Here is a 16,358-nt window from a genome sequence, read left to right as displayed (position 1 = left end):
CGGAGAGCGTCATGATCGGGACCGCCCGCACTGCGCCCCGGCCGCGCTACACCCGCGTCGCCATCGCGCTGCACTGGCTCAGTGCGCTGGCGGTGCTCGGACTGATCGCGATCGGTCTCGTCATGTCGCATGGGGACCTGGCGCCGATGCGCCGGTTCCAGCTCTATCAATGGCACAAGTCGGTCGGAATCACGGTGCTGGTCCTGTCGCTGCTGCGGCTCGGCTGGCGCCTGACCCATCGGCCGCCGCCCCTGCCCGCGACGCTGCCGGCCCGTGAGCGAGCCGGTGCCCACGCGGCGCACGCCCTGCTCTACGGCCTCCTCCTCGGCCTGCCGCTGATCGGCTGGGCCGTGGTCTCGGTCTCACCCTTCAACCTGCCGACCGTGCTCTACGGAATCCTGCCCTGGCCGCACCTCCCGGTGCTGCCCGAGCTGGCCGACAAGGCTGCCATGGAGGCGGTGCTCAAGCAGGTCCATGCCTGGGGGGCCTGGATTCTTATCGGTCTCCTGCTGCTGCATGTGGGCGCGGCCCTGCGCCACCACCTCGTCCTGCGCGACGACACCCTTCGGCGAATGCTGCCCCAAACCTCGCCTCCCTCTGGATCGTCGCCATGATCATCGTCCGTCTCGCCCTCGCCGCCGCCCTGGCTCTTGCGTTCCTGGCTATCGCTTCCCTGGCGCGCCCCACCGGCGCCGAGGCCGCCGCCTGGACCGTGGATGCGGCCAAGAGCCGGATCGGGTTCTCGGGGGTCCAGGTCGGCGTACCGTTCCAGGGGCGGTTCAAGCGCTTCACCGCCCGGATCGACTTCGATCCCGCGGCCCCGGAGGCCGGGCACGCCGTGGTCGACATCGATCTGGCGAGCGCCGAGACCGGCGACGCCCAGCGCGACACCGCCCTGCCTCAGGCGGAGTGGTTCGACACCAAGGCGACGCCGCAGGCCCGTTTCGAGGCGACGCGGTTCGTCGCCAAGGGAGGCGATGCCTACGAGGCCGTCGGCACCCTGACGATCCGCGGCATCCGCCGCGACGCGATCCTGCCCTTCCGGCTGACCCGCGCGGGATCGACCGCCCGGGCGGTCGGGCACCTCGACCTCGTACGCACGCAGTTCGGCGTCGGACAGGGTCCCTGGGCCTCGGGCCAGTGGGTCGCCCTGGAGGTCGGCGTCGAGATCGACCTGACCGCGACGGAGACGGCGTCCAAGCCCTGAGACAGCGTGACCGGGCGTGCCAGTCATCGATCTCGTCAGGTCGCGCTCCGCTTGCGGCAGATCGCCAGCGCCTGCGTAATCGACAGGGCGTGGTGTCATTGCAGTCCGGTCGAGAAACGCGGACCCGGCAAGATGAGCCCGCCTATTTTGGTGGATTCTCTTCCGGGTACCTGGTCCTGGCACCTGGACATCTCGAGGCTTGCGACGAAATCTGTGGGTATGCTTCCGCTCCGGACGGCCCGTCCGGCCAGCGGCGATGATCTTCGCATCGACGTGGCCAGTTCCACCACGTATGGCGAAGGCCAGTCGAAACCGGGCTCGTCGGCCTTCGCAGGACGAGCGTCATCACACGAAAGACATCGGACCTGACGGCGGAGTTCTCGACCACGCGCTTGATCGTGATCCTGGCCTTCGCGGGCTTCGCCAGCACCTTCGCGGGCCGCTCCATCGAACCGCTCGTCGGCGTGCTGGCGCGCGACCTGCAAAGCGATCCCCATACGGTGGCGCTGCTCTCCACCGCCTTCGCCCTGCCCTACGCGCTGATCCAGCCCATCCTCGGGCCCGTCGGCGACGCCCTGGGCAAGGAGCGGATCATCGCGATCTGTCTCGCCATTCTCACCTTGGCGCTGGCCGGTTGCGCCGTCACCACCAACCTCGACACCCTGTTCGTGCTGCGGATGATCGCGGGAGGCAGTGCCGGGGGTGTCGTCCCGCTCGCCCTGGCGCTGATGGGCGACCGCATCCCGATCGAGCGCCGCCAGGTCGCCATCGGCCGCTTTCTGGTGGCTGTCATCCTCGGGCAGCTCTCAGGCTCGACCTTCGCGGGGCTGATCGAGGGGGTGATCGGCTGGACCGGGGTCTTCGCCATCACCTCCGCGGTGGCGGCCCTGGGCTGCGGCGCGGCCTGGATCGGGTTCGACAGGAGGGACGCCGCGGCGGCCCGGCGTCCGGAATTCCGCACGGCGGTGGCGCGCTACCGCACCATCCTCGGCAATCCGCGCGCCCGCATCCTGTTCGGGGCCGTCTTCATCGAGGCGATCTCGGTGTTCGGGATCTTCCCCCACCTCGCGCCGCTGATCGAAGCGCGCGGCGAGGGCGGCGCCCGCGAGGCCGGACTGGCGCTCGCCGGCTTCGCCGCCGGGGGGCTGCTCTATTCGGTCTCGGTCGGCCTGCTCCTGCGCTTCCTCGGAATGTCGCGAATGCTGATCGGCGGTGGGTTCATTTGCGCCGGGGCTCTCGTCACCCTCGGCCTCGCCGGCACCTGGCAGCTCGACTGTGCCGCCCTGGTGGCCATGGGTCTGGGCTTCTACATGCTCCACAACACCTTCCAGGTGCAGGTGACGGAGGTAGCGCCGACCGCCCGGGCCTCGGCGGTCGCGCTGCACGCCTTCTCGTTCTTCTGCGGGCAGGCGCTGGGCGTGGCGATCCTGGGGGGAGCCCTGCAGAGCCTGGGACAAGGGGCGTCCCTCGGTCTCTGCGCCCTGGTGATCGCCATCCTCGGGGTCGTCACGGCCCGGCGCCTGGCGACGACCCCCTCGCGCTAGAGTTTGTCGCGGATCGGTAGAAACCGGTTCTCCCGACCAGATATACGAAAACGAAAGCCTCGGGGGTCTGGCTGGTTCAGAAAGAACCTGACAGACTCTCGGACCCCCTCGTGCGAGCCGGACCCTACTGGTTGCCGATCGAGGGACCGCCCGAAGTGCCGCCGGTGCCGGGCGGGCCGCTGGTCGGTGTCCCGCCGATGTTGACGCCCGGGGTGCTGCCGGGGACAGAGGTCGGGCTGGGGTTGCCGGGCACCGCCTGAGCCGGGCGGCCGGCCGGACCCGTCGCGTCGGGCACTTCGCCGGGCGCCATCGAGGGCGGCCTCACGCCCGTATTGCCGGCGCCACCGGTGGGCGCCAGCGTCTGGGCGAAAGCGGGTCCGCACAGGCACACGCCCCATGCCGCCGCGTGTACCAGGGTCCGGAAATGCATGGGTTCGTCCGTTTCGGTTGACGTCGGTGACGCAACCGCCGAAACACCCGGAAGTTCATGGGTCTGGACGTTGGTGGCCACGCGTTCCCGGATGGGCGCTCCTGTCTCCGGACCTCCGCGCCACCAGCCCCCTCACGCCCCGACGCCTGTCCGGGCCGGAACGCGGTTCAATCCGGGCGAGACGCCTGGGCTCCAGGTCCGGGTGGCCTGCACAACTGCTGGGCCAGGATTCCGATTTCGGCGGAGACGCCGTTCGCCCTCAGGTCGGCCTGGACCCGCTCCACGAGGGCCTGGCTGCGTGCCCCTTGGATGACCGAGGCCATCAGCTCGTCCGCGTAGGCGTCCGAGCTGAGCCGGTCGACGCCGAGCAGTTCGGCGGCATAGGCCGCCAGCGACTTCACGCCCTGACAATGCGCCAGGAACCGCGCCTCCTCGGAGCGGACGAACCGCATCTCGGCCGCACGCTCGCGCTCCTCGAACAAGCGAGACATCCCCGCCACCCTCCCTGAATATTGGCCAAGTTTTACGCCAAATCCTCTTCGCCTTCATTTACGAGATTGAAGACCAGCGCACCTTCACAAAGATCAAGCAACGGCGCGATCTGGAGCACCCGCAGGGCTTTCCTGGCTTCGACCGGACGCAAGCCGGCGCGACCGGGCCGAGCGCTCTGGATGTTTCGTCATGCTCCCGCGCACTCGGACTTCCGCGCACCGGGAATTGGCGCAGCGGTCGACCTTGGCGTATCTCCCCGATGGATCGAGGATCGGGAGCGGCGTTGGAACAGGCATTGCTCTCATGGATCGGCGCCCTGGCGTCGATTCCCACCGAGGTCGTCTGGCTTGCCGGCGCCACCCTGTCGGGCCTGATCAGCATCCACATCCTCCTGCGCAAGCGCGAGGTCGGCGCGGCCATCGGCTGGATCGGACTGGTGTGGCTGGCGCCCCTGTTCGGCAGCGCGCTCTACGCCCTGTTCGGCGTCAACCGGGTCACGCGCCGGGCGCAGAAGCTGCGCATCAAGCCGTCGCGCCCCAACCCGGCAGACCGCGCGGAGGAGCCCGAAGGGCCGCCCCTCCCCGAGCGGTTCCGCCCCCTCGACCGGGCGGTCCAGCGCATCACCGCCCTCTCCCTCCAGGCCGGCAACCGCATCGAGACCCTGCGCAACGGCGATCAGGTCTATCCGGCGATGCTGGCGGCGATCGGCGAGGCGCAGCACTCGGTGGCGCTCTCGAGCTACATCTTCCGCAAGGATGAAATCGGGCGCGCCTTCCTGTCGGCACTGGAGGACGCCCATCACCGGGGCGTCGCGGTGCGGGTCCTGGTGGATGGAATCGGCAGCGGCTATTTCTTCGCCGCCATCTATGGCGGGTTGCGACGGCGCGGCGTGCCCGTCGGCCGCTTCATGCATTCCGTGCTGCCCTGGCGGATGCCGTTCCTCAACCTGCGCACCCACAAGAAGCTGCTGATCGTCGACGGAGCGCTCGCCTTCACGGGCGGGATCAACATCGCCGACGAGAATCGCGTGGCAACGAACCCGCCCGAGCCGGTGCGCGACGTCCATTTCCGCATCGAGGGGCCAGTCGTGGCGCAGCTCACGGCGGCTTTCGCCAGCGACTGGGCCTTCGTGATGGACGAGGACTTGGAGGGGCCGCTCTGGTTTCCGCCCCTCGGCCCCTGCGGCGAGACCCAGGCCCGGGTCGTCACCTCGGGGCCGGACGCGGACCTGCGCAAGATCGAACTGGTGGTGCTCGAGGCGATCACCTGCGCCCGAACCAGCATCCGCCTCATGACGCCCTATTTTCTGCCGAGCGAGGTGCTGGTCAGTGCGCTCTCCCTCGCGGCCCTGCGCGGCCTCGCCGTGGACGTGATCATCCCGATGGACAGCGACCACGCCGTCGTCGACTGGGCGACGCGGGCCCATGTCGATCCGCTCCTGCGCAGCGACGTGCGGATCTGGCTCGACGATCCGCCGTTCGACCACGCCAAGCTCCTGGTGATCGACGACGCCTGGTGCTTCATCGGCAGCGCCAACTGGGACACCCGCAGCTTCCGCCTGAATTTCGAGCTGAACGTCGAGGCCTACGATCCGGGATTGGCCCGGCACCTCGATGCCTTCATGCGAGAAAAGATGAGCGTTCGGCTGACGCTCGAGGACCTGTCCCGCCGCGACCTCCCCGTCCGGCTGCGCGACGCAGGTGTCCGATTATTGCTGCCATACCTGTAGGCTTGTCGGCCTCCGCCGGGTCCCGCAGGGTGGACCCCTGGGTCGGCGCCAGGTGGACGATGATCGGCCGGTGATCCGATTCCCCGCGCGGCAGCACGCTGCGGCCGTGGCAGGTCAGCCCGCGCACGAGGCAGCGGTCGAGCCGCAGGGGCACGACCCGCGCCATGGCGTGGGTCGGCAGGCGCGGACCGACGTCGCGGAAGCCCGGCAGCAGGGTCGGCCCGACGAGGTTGTAGTCGCCGATGACGGCGGCCCGTTCCGGCAGGCTCTGCTCGATGCAGCGCAACTGGCGGCGGTTGAGCACCTGCCCGTGCGAGAGATGGACGTTGGCGACGCCGAAGGCGCCGAGATCGATGACCTGACTGACCCGGTCGAACATCGCCCCGGCGGGCAGCGCGATGGCCTTCGGGGCCGTGACGAACGGCGTCGGACTCCAGACCGCGAGGCCATGGATGCGCCCGGGCATCTGGGCCCAGGCATAATGGCCGCCGACTTTGGCCCGCAGACCCTCGATCTCCTTCGTGGCCTCCTGCATCAGCACGAGGTCGGGCTGCTCGCGCTCGATCAGCGCGGCGATGCCGGCGACGTTGGCGCCGACCCGCCGCAACAGGTTCCAGCTGACGATCTTGCGCAGGCCCGGCCTGTCCTGGCCCGGGCGCCCATGGGAGGTCTGGAGGGCACGGGCCGTCAGGCGGGCCAAGCGACGATCATTCAGCATTGTCACATAGGTGGGTCAGGCGCCCGTCTCGGAAAGCCCGAGCCGGCGCGTCGTCGGAACCAGCCCCGTCACGACTCCATGAGGACCGCCACGTGCGCGGCGGTGGATTCGGCGAGGCCGCGCAGGTCATAGCCGCCCTCCAGCAGGGAGACGATGCGCCCATTGCAGGCCTGCTCCGCAATCGTCATCACCGCACGGGTCGCCCAGGCAAAATCTTCCGCTTCCAGCATCAGGTTGGCGAGAGGGTCGCGCCAATGGGCATCGAAACCGGCCGAGATGACGATGAGGTCGGGCCGGAAATCCGTCAGGCGGGGCAGGATGCGCGCCGTGAACGCCTCGCGGAACCGCTCGCCGTCCGCTCCCGGCTTGAGGGGGGCGTTGACGATGGTGTCGTGGTCGCCGGATTCCGAGACCGCGCCGGTGCCAGGATAGAGCGGCATCTGGTGGGTGGAGCAGAACAGCACGGCGGGATCGGCCCAGAAGATGTCCTGGGTCCCGTTGCCGTGGTGCACATCCCAGTCGACGATGGCCACCCGCTCCACCCCGTAGGTGACCTTGGCATGACGGGCCGCGATCGCCGCGTTGTTGAACAGGCAGAACCCCATGGCGCGGGTGCGCTCGGCATGGTGGCCCGGCGGGCGCATGGCCGAGAAGGCGTTGCGGGCCTGGCCCGTCATCACCGCGTCGACGCCCTGGACCGCGGCACCGACCCCGCGCAGCACGCAGTCGATGGTGCCGGGCGACAGCACGGTATCGGAATCGACATGGACCAGTCCCTCGGCGGGGGCGGCCGCCACCATGGCCCGGACCCATTCCTCGGGATGGGCCAGCGCAACGGTCTCCAGGCTCGCGGGCTCCGGCGCCCGGCGGTCGAGGGCCGCGAAAGCCTCCGTCTCGAGCGCGTCCTGGACCGCCTGCATGCGCTCCGGCCGCTCGGGATGCCCATGCGGGGTCCGGTGCCCGAGGGCGGCCTCGTGGCTGAAGAGAAGGGTCATGCGGCGCTCCGAAGCCTGCGTCTACTCGTGGTATACCAGATCGTTCGGTGACGGCCAGAGGCGCATTCCACCTCAGAACGTCGGTGGCGTGCATGCGCTCACGACCTCGCAGGCGACGGGACCGACGCAGCGGAAGCGATGGGGACGGCGGCTGTCGAACGAATAGGCGTCGCCCGGTCCGAGGATGCGACGCTCCGAATCGACCGTCACCTCCAGGCGGCCGGACAGGATGATGCCGCCCTCCTCGCCGTCATGGACCAGGGGCACGCGGCCGGTATCGGCGCCCGGTTCGTAGCGCTCCCTCAGCAATTGCAGGCTGCGACCGAACAGGTTGTCGCCGACCTGCCGGTAGGAGATCGGCGCCCGGCCGATCTCGGTGAGTTCGTCTGCGCGGTAGAACGCCTTGCGCGAGCGCTCCGGCTCCACCGCGAAGAACTCCGACAGGCCGATGGGAATGCCGTCGAGAATGCGCTTGAGGGCGCCCACGGAGGGGTTCACACCGTTCGATTCGATCAATGAGATCGTGGAATTCGGGACACCGGTGCGCTTGGCGAGCGCACGCTGCGACAGGCCGTGGGCGGTGCGGACGAAGCGCAGGCGCGCGCCGAGATCGATGCTCATCGGAACCCGTGAGTCGGCCCCAGGGCGGAACGCCCGTTAGGGATGTTCAGGATTCGCCGACATTGCCCGCAGAGCCCCCGTCTTATCAAGCACTTCGTCTCGCGCAGAAAAGGACTTGTCCGGCCGCGACAATCGGCGCTTCTTCGGACGCAGCGACATCTCTGGGTTGAAGATCTTCATGGACCACCACCCGACAGCCAATGCTCCTGGGCTCGATGCCTACTGGATGCCCTTCACGGCGAACCGGCAGTTCAAGGCCGCGCCCCGCATGCTCGCCTCGGCCAAGGGCATGCACTACACCGCCACCGATGGACGCAGCGTCCTCGACGGCACCGCAGGCCTCTGGTGCGTCAATGCCGGGCATGGCCGGCAGGGCATCGCCTCGGCGGTGGAGCGCCAGCTCACCACCCTCGATTTCGCGCCGTCCTTCCAGATGGGGCATCCGGCGGCCTTCGACTTCGCCGAACGGCTCGCCGCCATCGCGCCGGGCGGCCCGGAAGCCGGGCTCGACCGCGTATTCTTCACGGGCTCCGGTTCCGAATCCGTCGACACTGCGCTGAAGATCGCGCTGGCCTATCAGCGCGCCATCGGCCAGGGCACGCGCACCAAGCTGATCGGGCGCGAGCGCGGCTATCACGGCGTCGGCTTCGGCGGCATCTCCGTGGGCGGCCTCGTCAACAACCGCCGCGTGTTTCCGCTGCTGCCGGGCGTCGACCACCTGCGACACACCCACGACCCCGAGCGCAACGCCTTCTCGAAGGGCCTGCCCGCACACGGCGCGGACCTTGCCGACGATCTCGAACGCCTCGTGGCGCTCCACGGCGCCGAGACCATCGCGGCCTGCATCGTCGAGCCGGTGGCCGGCTCCACCGGCGTCCTCCTGCCGCCGACGGGCTACCTGGAGCGCCTGCGCGCGATCTGCGACCGGCACGGCATCCTGCTGATCTTCGACGAAGTCATCACCGGTTTCGGCCGCCTCGGCACGCCCTTCGCGACGGATTACTTCGGCGTGATCCCCGACCTCGTCACCACCGCGAAGGGGCTGACCAACGGCACCCTGCCGATGGGAGCAGTCTTCTGCGCGCGGCGTGTCCACGATGCGCTGATGCACGGCCCGGAGGCGGTGATCGAGCTGTTCCACGGCTACACCTATTCCGGTCACCCGGTCGCCTGCGCCGCCGGTCTCGCGACCCTCGACATCTACGCGCAGGAGGGCCTGCTCACCCGCGGCGCCGATCTCGCCGACGATTGGTCCAGCGCCATGCACGACCTGCGGGGCGCCGGCCACGTCGTCGACATCCGCACGATCGGCCTCGTCGCCGGCATCGAGCTGTCGCCCCGGCCCGGAGCCCCCGGGGCGCGAGCCTACGACGTCTTCGTCGACTGCTTCGAGCGCGGCCTCCTCGTCCGGGTCACCGGCGACATCGTCGCCCTGTCGCCGCCGCTGATCGTGGAGCGCGACCAGATCGACACCATGGCGTCGATTCTCGGCGACGCCATCGCCCGCGCGGCCTGAACTTTTCCGAAGCGCCTTCTGTCAGGACTTACGATGACCACCACGATCTCCCACTTCATCGGCGGCCGCACCGTCGCCGGCACCGGCACGCGCTCCGCCCCGGTCTTCAATCCCGCCACCGGCGAGGAGACCGGCCGTGTCGCGCTGGCCAGCACCGGGGACGTGAACACGGCCGTGGCCGCCGCCAAGGCGGTCGCCCGCACCTGGGCGTCGACCACGCCCCTGCGCCGCGCACGCATCCTCAATGCCTTCCTGCGCATCGCCGAGGACCGGATCGACGAACTCGCCGCCCTGATCACCGCCGAGCACGGCAAGGTGCTGTCGGACGCCAAGGGCGAGATCCAGCGCGGCCTCGAGGTGGTGGAGTTCGCCACCGGCATCCCCCAGCTCCTCAAGGGTGAGGTCACCGAGAACGTCGGCACCCGCGTCGACAGCCATTCGCTGCGTCAGCCGCTCGGCGTGGTCGCCGGCATCACGCCGTTCAACTTCCCCGTCATGGTGCCGATGTGGATGTTCCCGGTGGCGCTGGCCTGCGGCAACTGCTTCATCCTGAAGCCCTCCGAGCGCGACCCGTCGCCCGCGCTGCTGGTGGCGGCCTGGCTCAAGGAGGCGGGCCTGCCCGACGGCGTCTTCAGCGTGGTGCACGGTGACAAGGAAGCGGTGGACGCCCTCCTGCACCACCCCGACATCGCGGCCGTCAGCTTCGTCGGCTCGACCCCGATCGCCCGGTACATCTACGCGACGGCGACGGCCAACGGAAAGCGCGCCCAGTGCCTGGGCGGGGCCAAGAACCACATGATCGTCATGCCCGACGCCGACCTCGACCAGGCGGTGGACGCACTGATGGGCGCCGCCTACGGCTCGGCCGGCGAGCGCTGCATGGCGATCTCTGTGGCGGTGCCCGTCGGCGAGAAGACCGCCGACGCGCTGGTGGCGAAGCTGATCCCCAAGGTGCGGGCCCTGAAGGTCGGGCCGGGCACCGATTCGGATTCGGAAATGGGTCCCCTGGTGACACGGGTCCATCGCGACAAGGTCAGCGGCTACATCGATGCGGGCGTGGCAGAGGGCGCCGAACTCCTCGTCGACGGGCGCGGCCTGAGCCTGCAGGGCTACGAGGGCGGCTATTTTCTCGGCGGAACGCTGTTCGACCGGGTCACCCCGGACATGTCGATCTACAAGGAGGAGATCTTCGGCCCCGTCCTGGCGATCGCCCGGGTGTCGGACTACGCCACGGCGGCGAAGCTCATCAACGAGCACGAGTTCGGCAACGGGACGGCGATCTTCACCCGCGACGGCGATGCGGCCCGCGAGTTCGCCCACGGGATCGAGGTCGGCATGGTCGGCATCAACGTGCCGATCCCGGTACCGATGGCGTTCCACTCCTTCGGCGGCTGGAAGGCGTCGCTGTTCGGCGACCACCACATGCACGGGCCGGAGGGGGTGCGCTTCTACACCCGCCTGAAGACCATCACGACCCGCTGGCCCACCGGCATCCGCGCCGGCGCCGACTTCGTCATGCCGACGATGACCTGAGCGGACCATTGAGCGCCCGCACTCTGTTTGACGACTCCGGCGCGCCGGGGTCGTCGAGGAACGCGGGTGCGATCTCGTCGCCGAGACACAGCGCTGGCGAAGTCACGCAAAGTTTGATGATGGACCGGATTCGGCGCCCGTCCGTAAGTGTACAGTAAAGATTCACATAGCGGGCGTGGCAATCCAAGGTTCAACCCGATGTGTCGGCTGCTTCAACAGCGGCGGCACGCTTCGAATCTTAGGAATATTAATCTTAACGTTGATTCTCATACCGGTGGGTACAACCTGACATACGTTGGGTCACCGCCTCTGAACTAAGAAATCAGTCAACAAAGGTCGACCCGCGCGACTGAAAGCACGAATTTTTTGAATTCATGCTACCGGACACCCAGTCATTGCGCCCGGATCTAACCATCCCAAACCAATGATCGATAGTATTATAGAATAACAAAAACTCGGATTTATTTGATTGATCCTTATGCGTCTGCCCGGGCTTCCGAAATTTTGATCAGCCTTTACTGTGCCGGCGCCTCGCAGATGGGCTCCGATCGCCCGGATTCACGCGAGTTCGCGTGCAGTGCGGCATGTTGCTCGCGACCGGAAATCCGTTTATTGAACGCTACGATCCGTCTTATATTCATCCAGATCCGAACGGATTGCGACAGGCCAGCATAATGCTTCATGTGAAGGGTAGTTCTGCATCCTACCTTGATGCCGATCAGGATGCTGGGAACGAAGCCTTCTCGTGGCTTCCGTCGGCGTTCGCCTTCCTCAGACGATCACGGGTCATCGTTGCCGTTTCAGCATCCTTTCTGCTGGCCCTGGCCATCCTGTATCTTTTCATCGCAACGCCAAAATACGATGCGACCGCGGATATCCTGATCGATCTGCGCCAGGCCGAGCTGTTCCGGCAGCAGAACACCGCCACCGATGCGCAGGTGCTCAATGCCATCGTCGAGAGTCAGACCGAGATTTTGAGGTCGAACACCGCTGCCCTCGGCGCGATTCGACAGCTCGGCCCGTCGGTCGACAAGGAGCTGAACGAGAAAGGCCTGCTTCAATCGCTGTTGGGCCCGGTGATGGGGCTGATGGGCAGCGGCCCTCCCCTCACCCAGGAGCAGCTTGAGCTTGCCGCGGCCGAGAAGCTCATGACGCTGTACTCGGTGCGGCGCGTCGGCATCACCAACATCATCGAGGTCTCGGTCCGTACTCCGAACGCAGCGCGCTCCGCTCGCTACGCCAACGCCATCGCCGACGCGTTCATCGCCGATCAGCTCGAAGCGAAGTACGAGACGACCCGTCGTGGACGCGGATGGCTCGAGGGCCGTCTGGCGGAGCTGCGCGACCAGGCGACGGCCGCCGACCGGGCCGTCCAAGACTACAAAGCCAAGATGAACATCGTCGACACCGACAAGGGTCTGATGAGCGAGCGGCAGGTCGGCGACCTGAACGGAAGCTTGATCGTGGCGCAGGCGAAGACTGCCGAAGCCAAGGCCCGCCTCGACCGCATCACGGACATCGTCGACAAGAACATAACCGATGGCTCGATGACCGATCTCACGCAGAATCAGGTCATTGTTCGTCTGCGTCAGCAATATTTCGATACCGCGAGGCGCGAAGCCGACATTTCGGCCAAGTACGGCACCAACCACGTCGCAGCGGTGAACGCCCGCGCCGAGATGGCGGAACTCCAGCGCTCCCTCCGCAGCGAATTCAACCGCCTCGCGGAAGCCTACAGGAGCGACTACGAGGTTGCGCTCTCGGGTGAGGCGGCCATCAAGAAGCGACTCGACGGCCTGGTGGCCGATGCGGGAACCAGCAATCGCTCCCGGGTCGAGTTGCGGTCGCTGGAAAGCTCCTCGCAGACCTACCGGTCCCTCTACGAGAACTTCCTGCAGAAATACACGCAGGCGGTTCAGGATCAGTCGTTCCCGATTTCCGAAGCCCGCGTAGTCTCCCTGGCCAGGCCTCCCCTGCGGAAGTCATGGCCGAAGGGTTTCGTCATCATCGGTCTGGCCCTCGTTGGTGGCGTCGGCCTCGGGTTGATGATCGCCCTGTTCCGAGAGCTCGTTCGAAGCAGCCTGCGGACGCCGTCGGCTGTGGAACAGGTGACGGGCCTGGCCTGCGTGGCGATGATCCCCCGCGTCGAGACCTTCAAGACCCTCAAGGATATCGTGCCGAGAGCCTTGGCCGCGCTGGGCTTGCGGCCCCCCCTGGTCTCGAGATCTATGCTGGTCGACGCCGTGATCAATCCGAGATCCGGAACGGCGGCGGCCATGCAGGAGGTCAAGATGCTGCTTGATCGCCCGTCGAGCCGCGCCGGGAATGGCGGTCGGGTGATCGGGATGATCTCGGCGATTTCCGGCGAGGGCAAGACGATGGTCGCATCGAACCTCGCCCATTATCTCGCCCATTCCGGAAAGCGCGTTCTCCTTCTCGATTACGACCTTCGCTCGCCGTCGATGTCGCAGGCCCTCGCCCCGGAGGCGGAGACCGGACTGCTCGAGTCGATCAACACCGGACGGCTGCAAGGCCTGGTGACGCTGCAGGCCCGCGGCACCAAACTTCACATGCTGCCGACGGTCGCCGACCCTCAGCTCGATCATGCGTCGGAGATCCTTCGGTCTCCCAACAATGTCGCCCTGCTGAACGCCCTGAGATCATCCTACGATTTCATCATCGTCGACTATCCTCCGGCCCTCGACTTCCCGGATGTCCGTGCGACCGACGAGCTCATCGACGAATACCTGATGGTGGTCGGATACGATCGACCGAGCCGACGTGACCTCGCGGAATGCATTCTGCGCGACCGGTTCGACACGACGCGGGTGCTGGGGATCGTCTTCAACCGGACCGATCCAAATCGGCATACCAAGCAGCGTTCACGGATTGGACGGTACATGCCGTGGAACTCCGAGGGTGGCTCGCGCTACGTCGGCAATACGACGGCATCGTCCTGATCGCCGTTCCCGTCCCGGGCATCGTCCGTCTTCGACGCCCGGGCACGGCCCATGAGCCAGCCACAGACCGCGGCAGCGTTGGCCAGGGTTCGATGACCAAGAATCGATCTTCGCAGCGCGGAACGGTTCGGTCTCACATACATCCGATGACCTCGCGGGCTCCCGCAACGGCGACGTCGCCGCTGGCCGGTGCGCCGCGGCATGACCCGACAGGCTGATCGATGGACGCTCCCTCGAAAGCGGCGCGAACGAGCCGGACGATTGCGGCGTCCGATCCAGGCGGGACCGGCGAGGCCACAGGCGCCCCCCGCATCTCCGTGATCATGGCCAATTATTGCGGTCGGGATCATCTGGCGGACGCGATCGAGAGCGTTCTCGCGCAGACTCTGACCGATTTCGAGCTGATCGTGGTGGACGACCGGTCTCCCGACGACAGCGTCAGCGTCATTCAGCGTTACGCCGAACGTGACTCACGCGTTCGCCTGATCGCACTCCAGGAAAACCTCGGCCCTGCAGGCGCGCGGAATCGCGGGTTCGACGTCGCCACGGGGGACTGGATCGCCATCGTGGACAACGATGACCTGATCCACCCGTCTAGGCTGGCATTCCTGCTCGATGCAGCGCTCGCCGACCAAGCCGATATCGTCGCCGATGATCTGCTGATCTTCAACGACCGAAGCCCCGGTATCACCACGATGCTGCCGGAGGCAGCCGATGCGCCGTTCTGGGTCGATGCGGCGGGCTTCATCCGATCCAACGTGATCTATGCTCCGCGACCCTCGCTCGGCTTTTGCAAGCCGATGATCCGGCGGCAGGCCCTCGGCGCCCTGCGCTATGACGAGACGCTCCGGATCGGTGAGGATGCAGACCTCCTGCTGCGCCTCGTCGTCGCCGGACGCACCTTCCGGATCTACCCCGAACTCCTGTATTTCTATCGCAAGCACAGCGCCTCGATCTCCCACAGGTTCAGCGAGGATGATTCCCGCCGCCTGATCGACGTCGAGCAACGCTTGATGCGCGAGCATGCCAGGCTTGGTGCCGATGTCGTTGCGGCGCACCGGGAGCGGCTCGCATCCCTGGAGCGTGCCGCGGCATTCGCGATGCTGGTCGCCGGGCTGAAGGCGCGATCGCCGGCGGCCGTCCTCGGGGCCGTGCGCGCCGCGCCGGCGGCCTTGTGGCTGCTTCGACTGCCGCTGAAGGCCGCCCTGAAGCGGCGCCTGGGAGCCTGGAAGCGCCCCCCTGCCCTTCAGACCGAGCAGCCCGGAATCCTGGTGCTGAGCCGCCAGCGCATTGCGGGTGCCACCAACGGAAGTTCGGCCTACCTCATCAGCATCGCGCGTTTTCTGCGCCAGCGCGGCTATCGGGTCAGCTACCTCTCGCCCTCTCCGACCACGTTCGGCCGGTGGCCGTTTCTTCGGGTGGTCGACGAAACACGATCGGCGTTCGACGCCTTTGTGGTCCGCGGGAGCGTTCGCGTCGGAAGCTATCTTCTGGTCCGGGATCCCAAGGTCTGGCTGCGGGCCTGCCTGTCGGTGGCCGAGGATCTTCTTCTGCGAGTGGGGATCGTGGCGCGCCGGCGGATGGCGAGCGCGCCGTACGCGGTGAGCCAGCCCCTGACCCGGCAGGATTGCCTGTTCCTGGCGCGACAGGGACGCCAGGGCAACGATGCCATGTTGCTCGACTATGCCTTCCTGGCATCGGCGCGGCCCTATGTGCTGCGGCCGGACGCCCGCTCGCTCATCGTCATGCACGACCTGTTCTCCAGCCGTGTCGCACGCTTCGACAAGGCCAGCGCCCAGGATTCCGTGGCTCTTCTCGATGCCGACCAGGAATACGCCCTGCTCGCCCAGTCCAACGGCGTCGTGGCGATCCAGAGCGCCGAAGCGGAGGCCGTTCGGGCGCGGTTGCCCGACCAACCCGTCATTCTCGCGCCCATGGCGGTGTCCGTCGTGGCCGAACCGGCACCGGGGCAGGACGGAACCCTCCTGTTCGTCGGCAGCAACACAGCACCCAACGTCATCGGGATGCAGTGGTTTCTGGCGTCGGTCTGGCCCATGATCCGCGCGCGGCATCCAACCGCCACCCTGCAGATCGCGGGCTCGGTCGCCCGGAGCCTGTCCAACCTACCGGAGGGAGCGACGTGCCTCGGCGTCGTCCAGGACCTCGCCCCACTGTATCGTGAGGCCGGCGTCGTCATCTCGCCGCTGACGGTCGGGTCCGGACTGAAGATCAAGTTGATCGAGGCCATGGGCGTCGGCAAGGCGATCGTCGCGACATCGACGACGGTGGAAGGTGTCGAAACCCTCGTCGAGGGCGCCGTGGTGGTGGCCGACGAGGCCGCGACCTTCGCGGTGGCGGTGTGCGATCTCCTCACGGCGACGGCGCGTCGGACCCATCTCGCCCGGGAAGCCCTTGCCGTGGCCCGATCCTCTTTCGCAGCGGAGGCGTGTTACGGCCCCCTGCTTCCTGCCTTGTTCCCGAATCGGGAGACGACGCGACCGGGGCTCAGCGCAGAGACCACAGGTGGCTTGACGAGATGACAGACGCCGGACAGGGATTGATCAGCGCTTGCATCGAGGCTGACTGAACCGTTTGACGCCCTCGACGGAACGG

Annotated in this window: 13 protein-coding genes; 8 read left to right on the top strand and 5 right to left on the bottom strand. The window is 67.5% G+C overall.

The window, feature by feature from the left end:
• Positions 1-11: 11 nt before the first annotated feature.
• The 3 genes from ACV7NL_RS05935 to ACV7NL_RS05925 all read left to right on the top strand — a co-directional run bounded on the left by ACV7NL_RS05935 (position 12) and on the right by ACV7NL_RS05925 (position 2,751).
• Positions 12-614 carry a cytochrome b gene (locus ACV7NL_RS05935; RefSeq protein ID WP_056483449.1) on the top strand — a complete coding sequence of 201 codons (603 nt, stop codon included), beginning with the start codon at positions 12-14 and terminating at the stop codon, positions 612-614.
• Positions 611-1,207, top strand: a complete 597-nt coding sequence (locus tag ACV7NL_RS05930) for a YceI family protein (protein WP_463355182.1) — start codon at positions 611-613, stop codon at positions 1,205-1,207. Before ACV7NL_RS05935 ends, ACV7NL_RS05930 begins: the two co-directional genes overlap by 4 nt.
• Positions 1,208-1,572: 365 nt before the next feature.
• Positions 1,573-2,751 (top strand): MFS transporter, encoded by a 1,179-nt coding sequence (locus ACV7NL_RS05925; protein WP_056178473.1) that lies wholly within the window; start codon positions 1,573-1,575, stop codon positions 2,749-2,751.
• 124 nt (positions 2,752-2,875) lie between these two features.
• Here ACV7NL_RS05925 and ACV7NL_RS05920 read toward each other — a convergent pair whose 3' ends face one another.
• Positions 2,876-3,181 (bottom strand): hypothetical protein, encoded by a 306-nt coding sequence (locus tag ACV7NL_RS05920; protein ID WP_056178469.1) that lies wholly within the window; start codon positions 3,179-3,181, stop codon positions 2,876-2,878.
• A gap of 167 nt (positions 3,182-3,348) precedes the next feature.
• Positions 3,349-3,672 (bottom strand): ATPase inhibitor subunit zeta, encoded by a 324-nt coding sequence (locus ACV7NL_RS05915; protein WP_463355181.1) that lies wholly within the window; start codon positions 3,670-3,672, stop codon positions 3,349-3,351.
• Positions 3,673-3,956: 284 nt separating this feature from the next.
• Here ACV7NL_RS05915 and ACV7NL_RS05910 point away from each other — a divergent pair, with 284 nt between their 5' ends.
• Positions 3,957-5,402 (top strand): phospholipase D-like domain-containing protein, encoded by a 1,446-nt coding sequence (locus tag ACV7NL_RS05910; RefSeq protein WP_463355180.1) that lies wholly within the window; start codon positions 3,957-3,959, stop codon positions 5,400-5,402.
• Here ACV7NL_RS05910 and ACV7NL_RS05905 read toward each other — a convergent pair.
• The 3 genes from ACV7NL_RS05905 to ACV7NL_RS05895 all read right to left on the bottom strand — a co-directional run bounded on the left by ACV7NL_RS05905 (position 5,293) and on the right by ACV7NL_RS05895 (position 7,736).
• Positions 5,293-6,093 (bottom strand): endonuclease/exonuclease/phosphatase family protein, encoded by an 801-nt coding sequence (locus tag ACV7NL_RS05905; RefSeq protein ID WP_463357065.1) that lies wholly within the window; start codon positions 6,091-6,093, stop codon positions 5,293-5,295. The genes ACV7NL_RS05910 and ACV7NL_RS05905 overlap by 110 nt on opposite strands.
• A gap of 95 nt (positions 6,094-6,188) precedes the next feature.
• Positions 6,189-7,115 (bottom strand): histone deacetylase family protein, encoded by a 927-nt coding sequence (locus tag ACV7NL_RS05900; RefSeq protein ID WP_056483429.1) that lies wholly within the window; start codon positions 7,113-7,115, stop codon positions 6,189-6,191.
• A gap of 72 nt (positions 7,116-7,187) precedes the next feature.
• Positions 7,188-7,736 carry a cupin domain-containing protein gene (locus ACV7NL_RS05895; protein ID WP_056178454.1) on the bottom strand — a complete coding sequence of 183 codons (549 nt, stop codon included), beginning with the start codon at positions 7,734-7,736 and terminating at the stop codon, positions 7,188-7,190.
• Positions 7,737-7,914: 178 nt separating this feature from the next.
• Between ACV7NL_RS05895 and aptA the strand changes: the two genes are divergently transcribed.
• The 4 genes from aptA (at position 7,915) to ACV7NL_RS05875 (ending at position 16,285) form a co-directional block, all read left to right on the top strand.
• Positions 7,915-9,252 carry an omega-aminotransferase AptA gene (gene aptA, locus ACV7NL_RS05890; RefSeq protein WP_056179877.1) on the top strand — a complete coding sequence of 446 codons (1,338 nt, stop codon included), beginning with the start codon at positions 7,915-7,917 and terminating at the stop codon, positions 9,250-9,252.
• A 33-nt stretch (positions 9,253-9,285) separates the two neighbouring features.
• Positions 9,286-10,785, top strand: coding sequence for a CoA-acylating methylmalonate-semialdehyde dehydrogenase (locus ACV7NL_RS05885; RefSeq protein ID WP_463355179.1), 1,500 nt, complete (start codon positions 9,286-9,288; stop codon positions 10,783-10,785).
• Between the two features lie 683 nt (positions 10,786-11,468).
• Positions 11,469-13,745, top strand: coding sequence for an AAA family ATPase (locus tag ACV7NL_RS05880; protein WP_463355178.1), 2,277 nt, complete (start codon positions 11,469-11,471; stop codon positions 13,743-13,745).
• A gap of 221 nt (positions 13,746-13,966) precedes the next feature.
• Entirely contained in the window at positions 13,967-16,285 is a 2,319-nt protein-coding gene (locus ACV7NL_RS05875) for a glycosyltransferase (RefSeq protein WP_463355177.1), read from the top strand.
• Positions 16,286-16,358: the final 73 nt, after the last annotated feature.

It is taken from the genome of Methylobacterium sp. Ger2507, from assembly GCF_055231875.1.
Note: the sequence above shows the minus strand (reverse complement) of the source record. Positions and strands in the feature narration are given on the sequence as shown.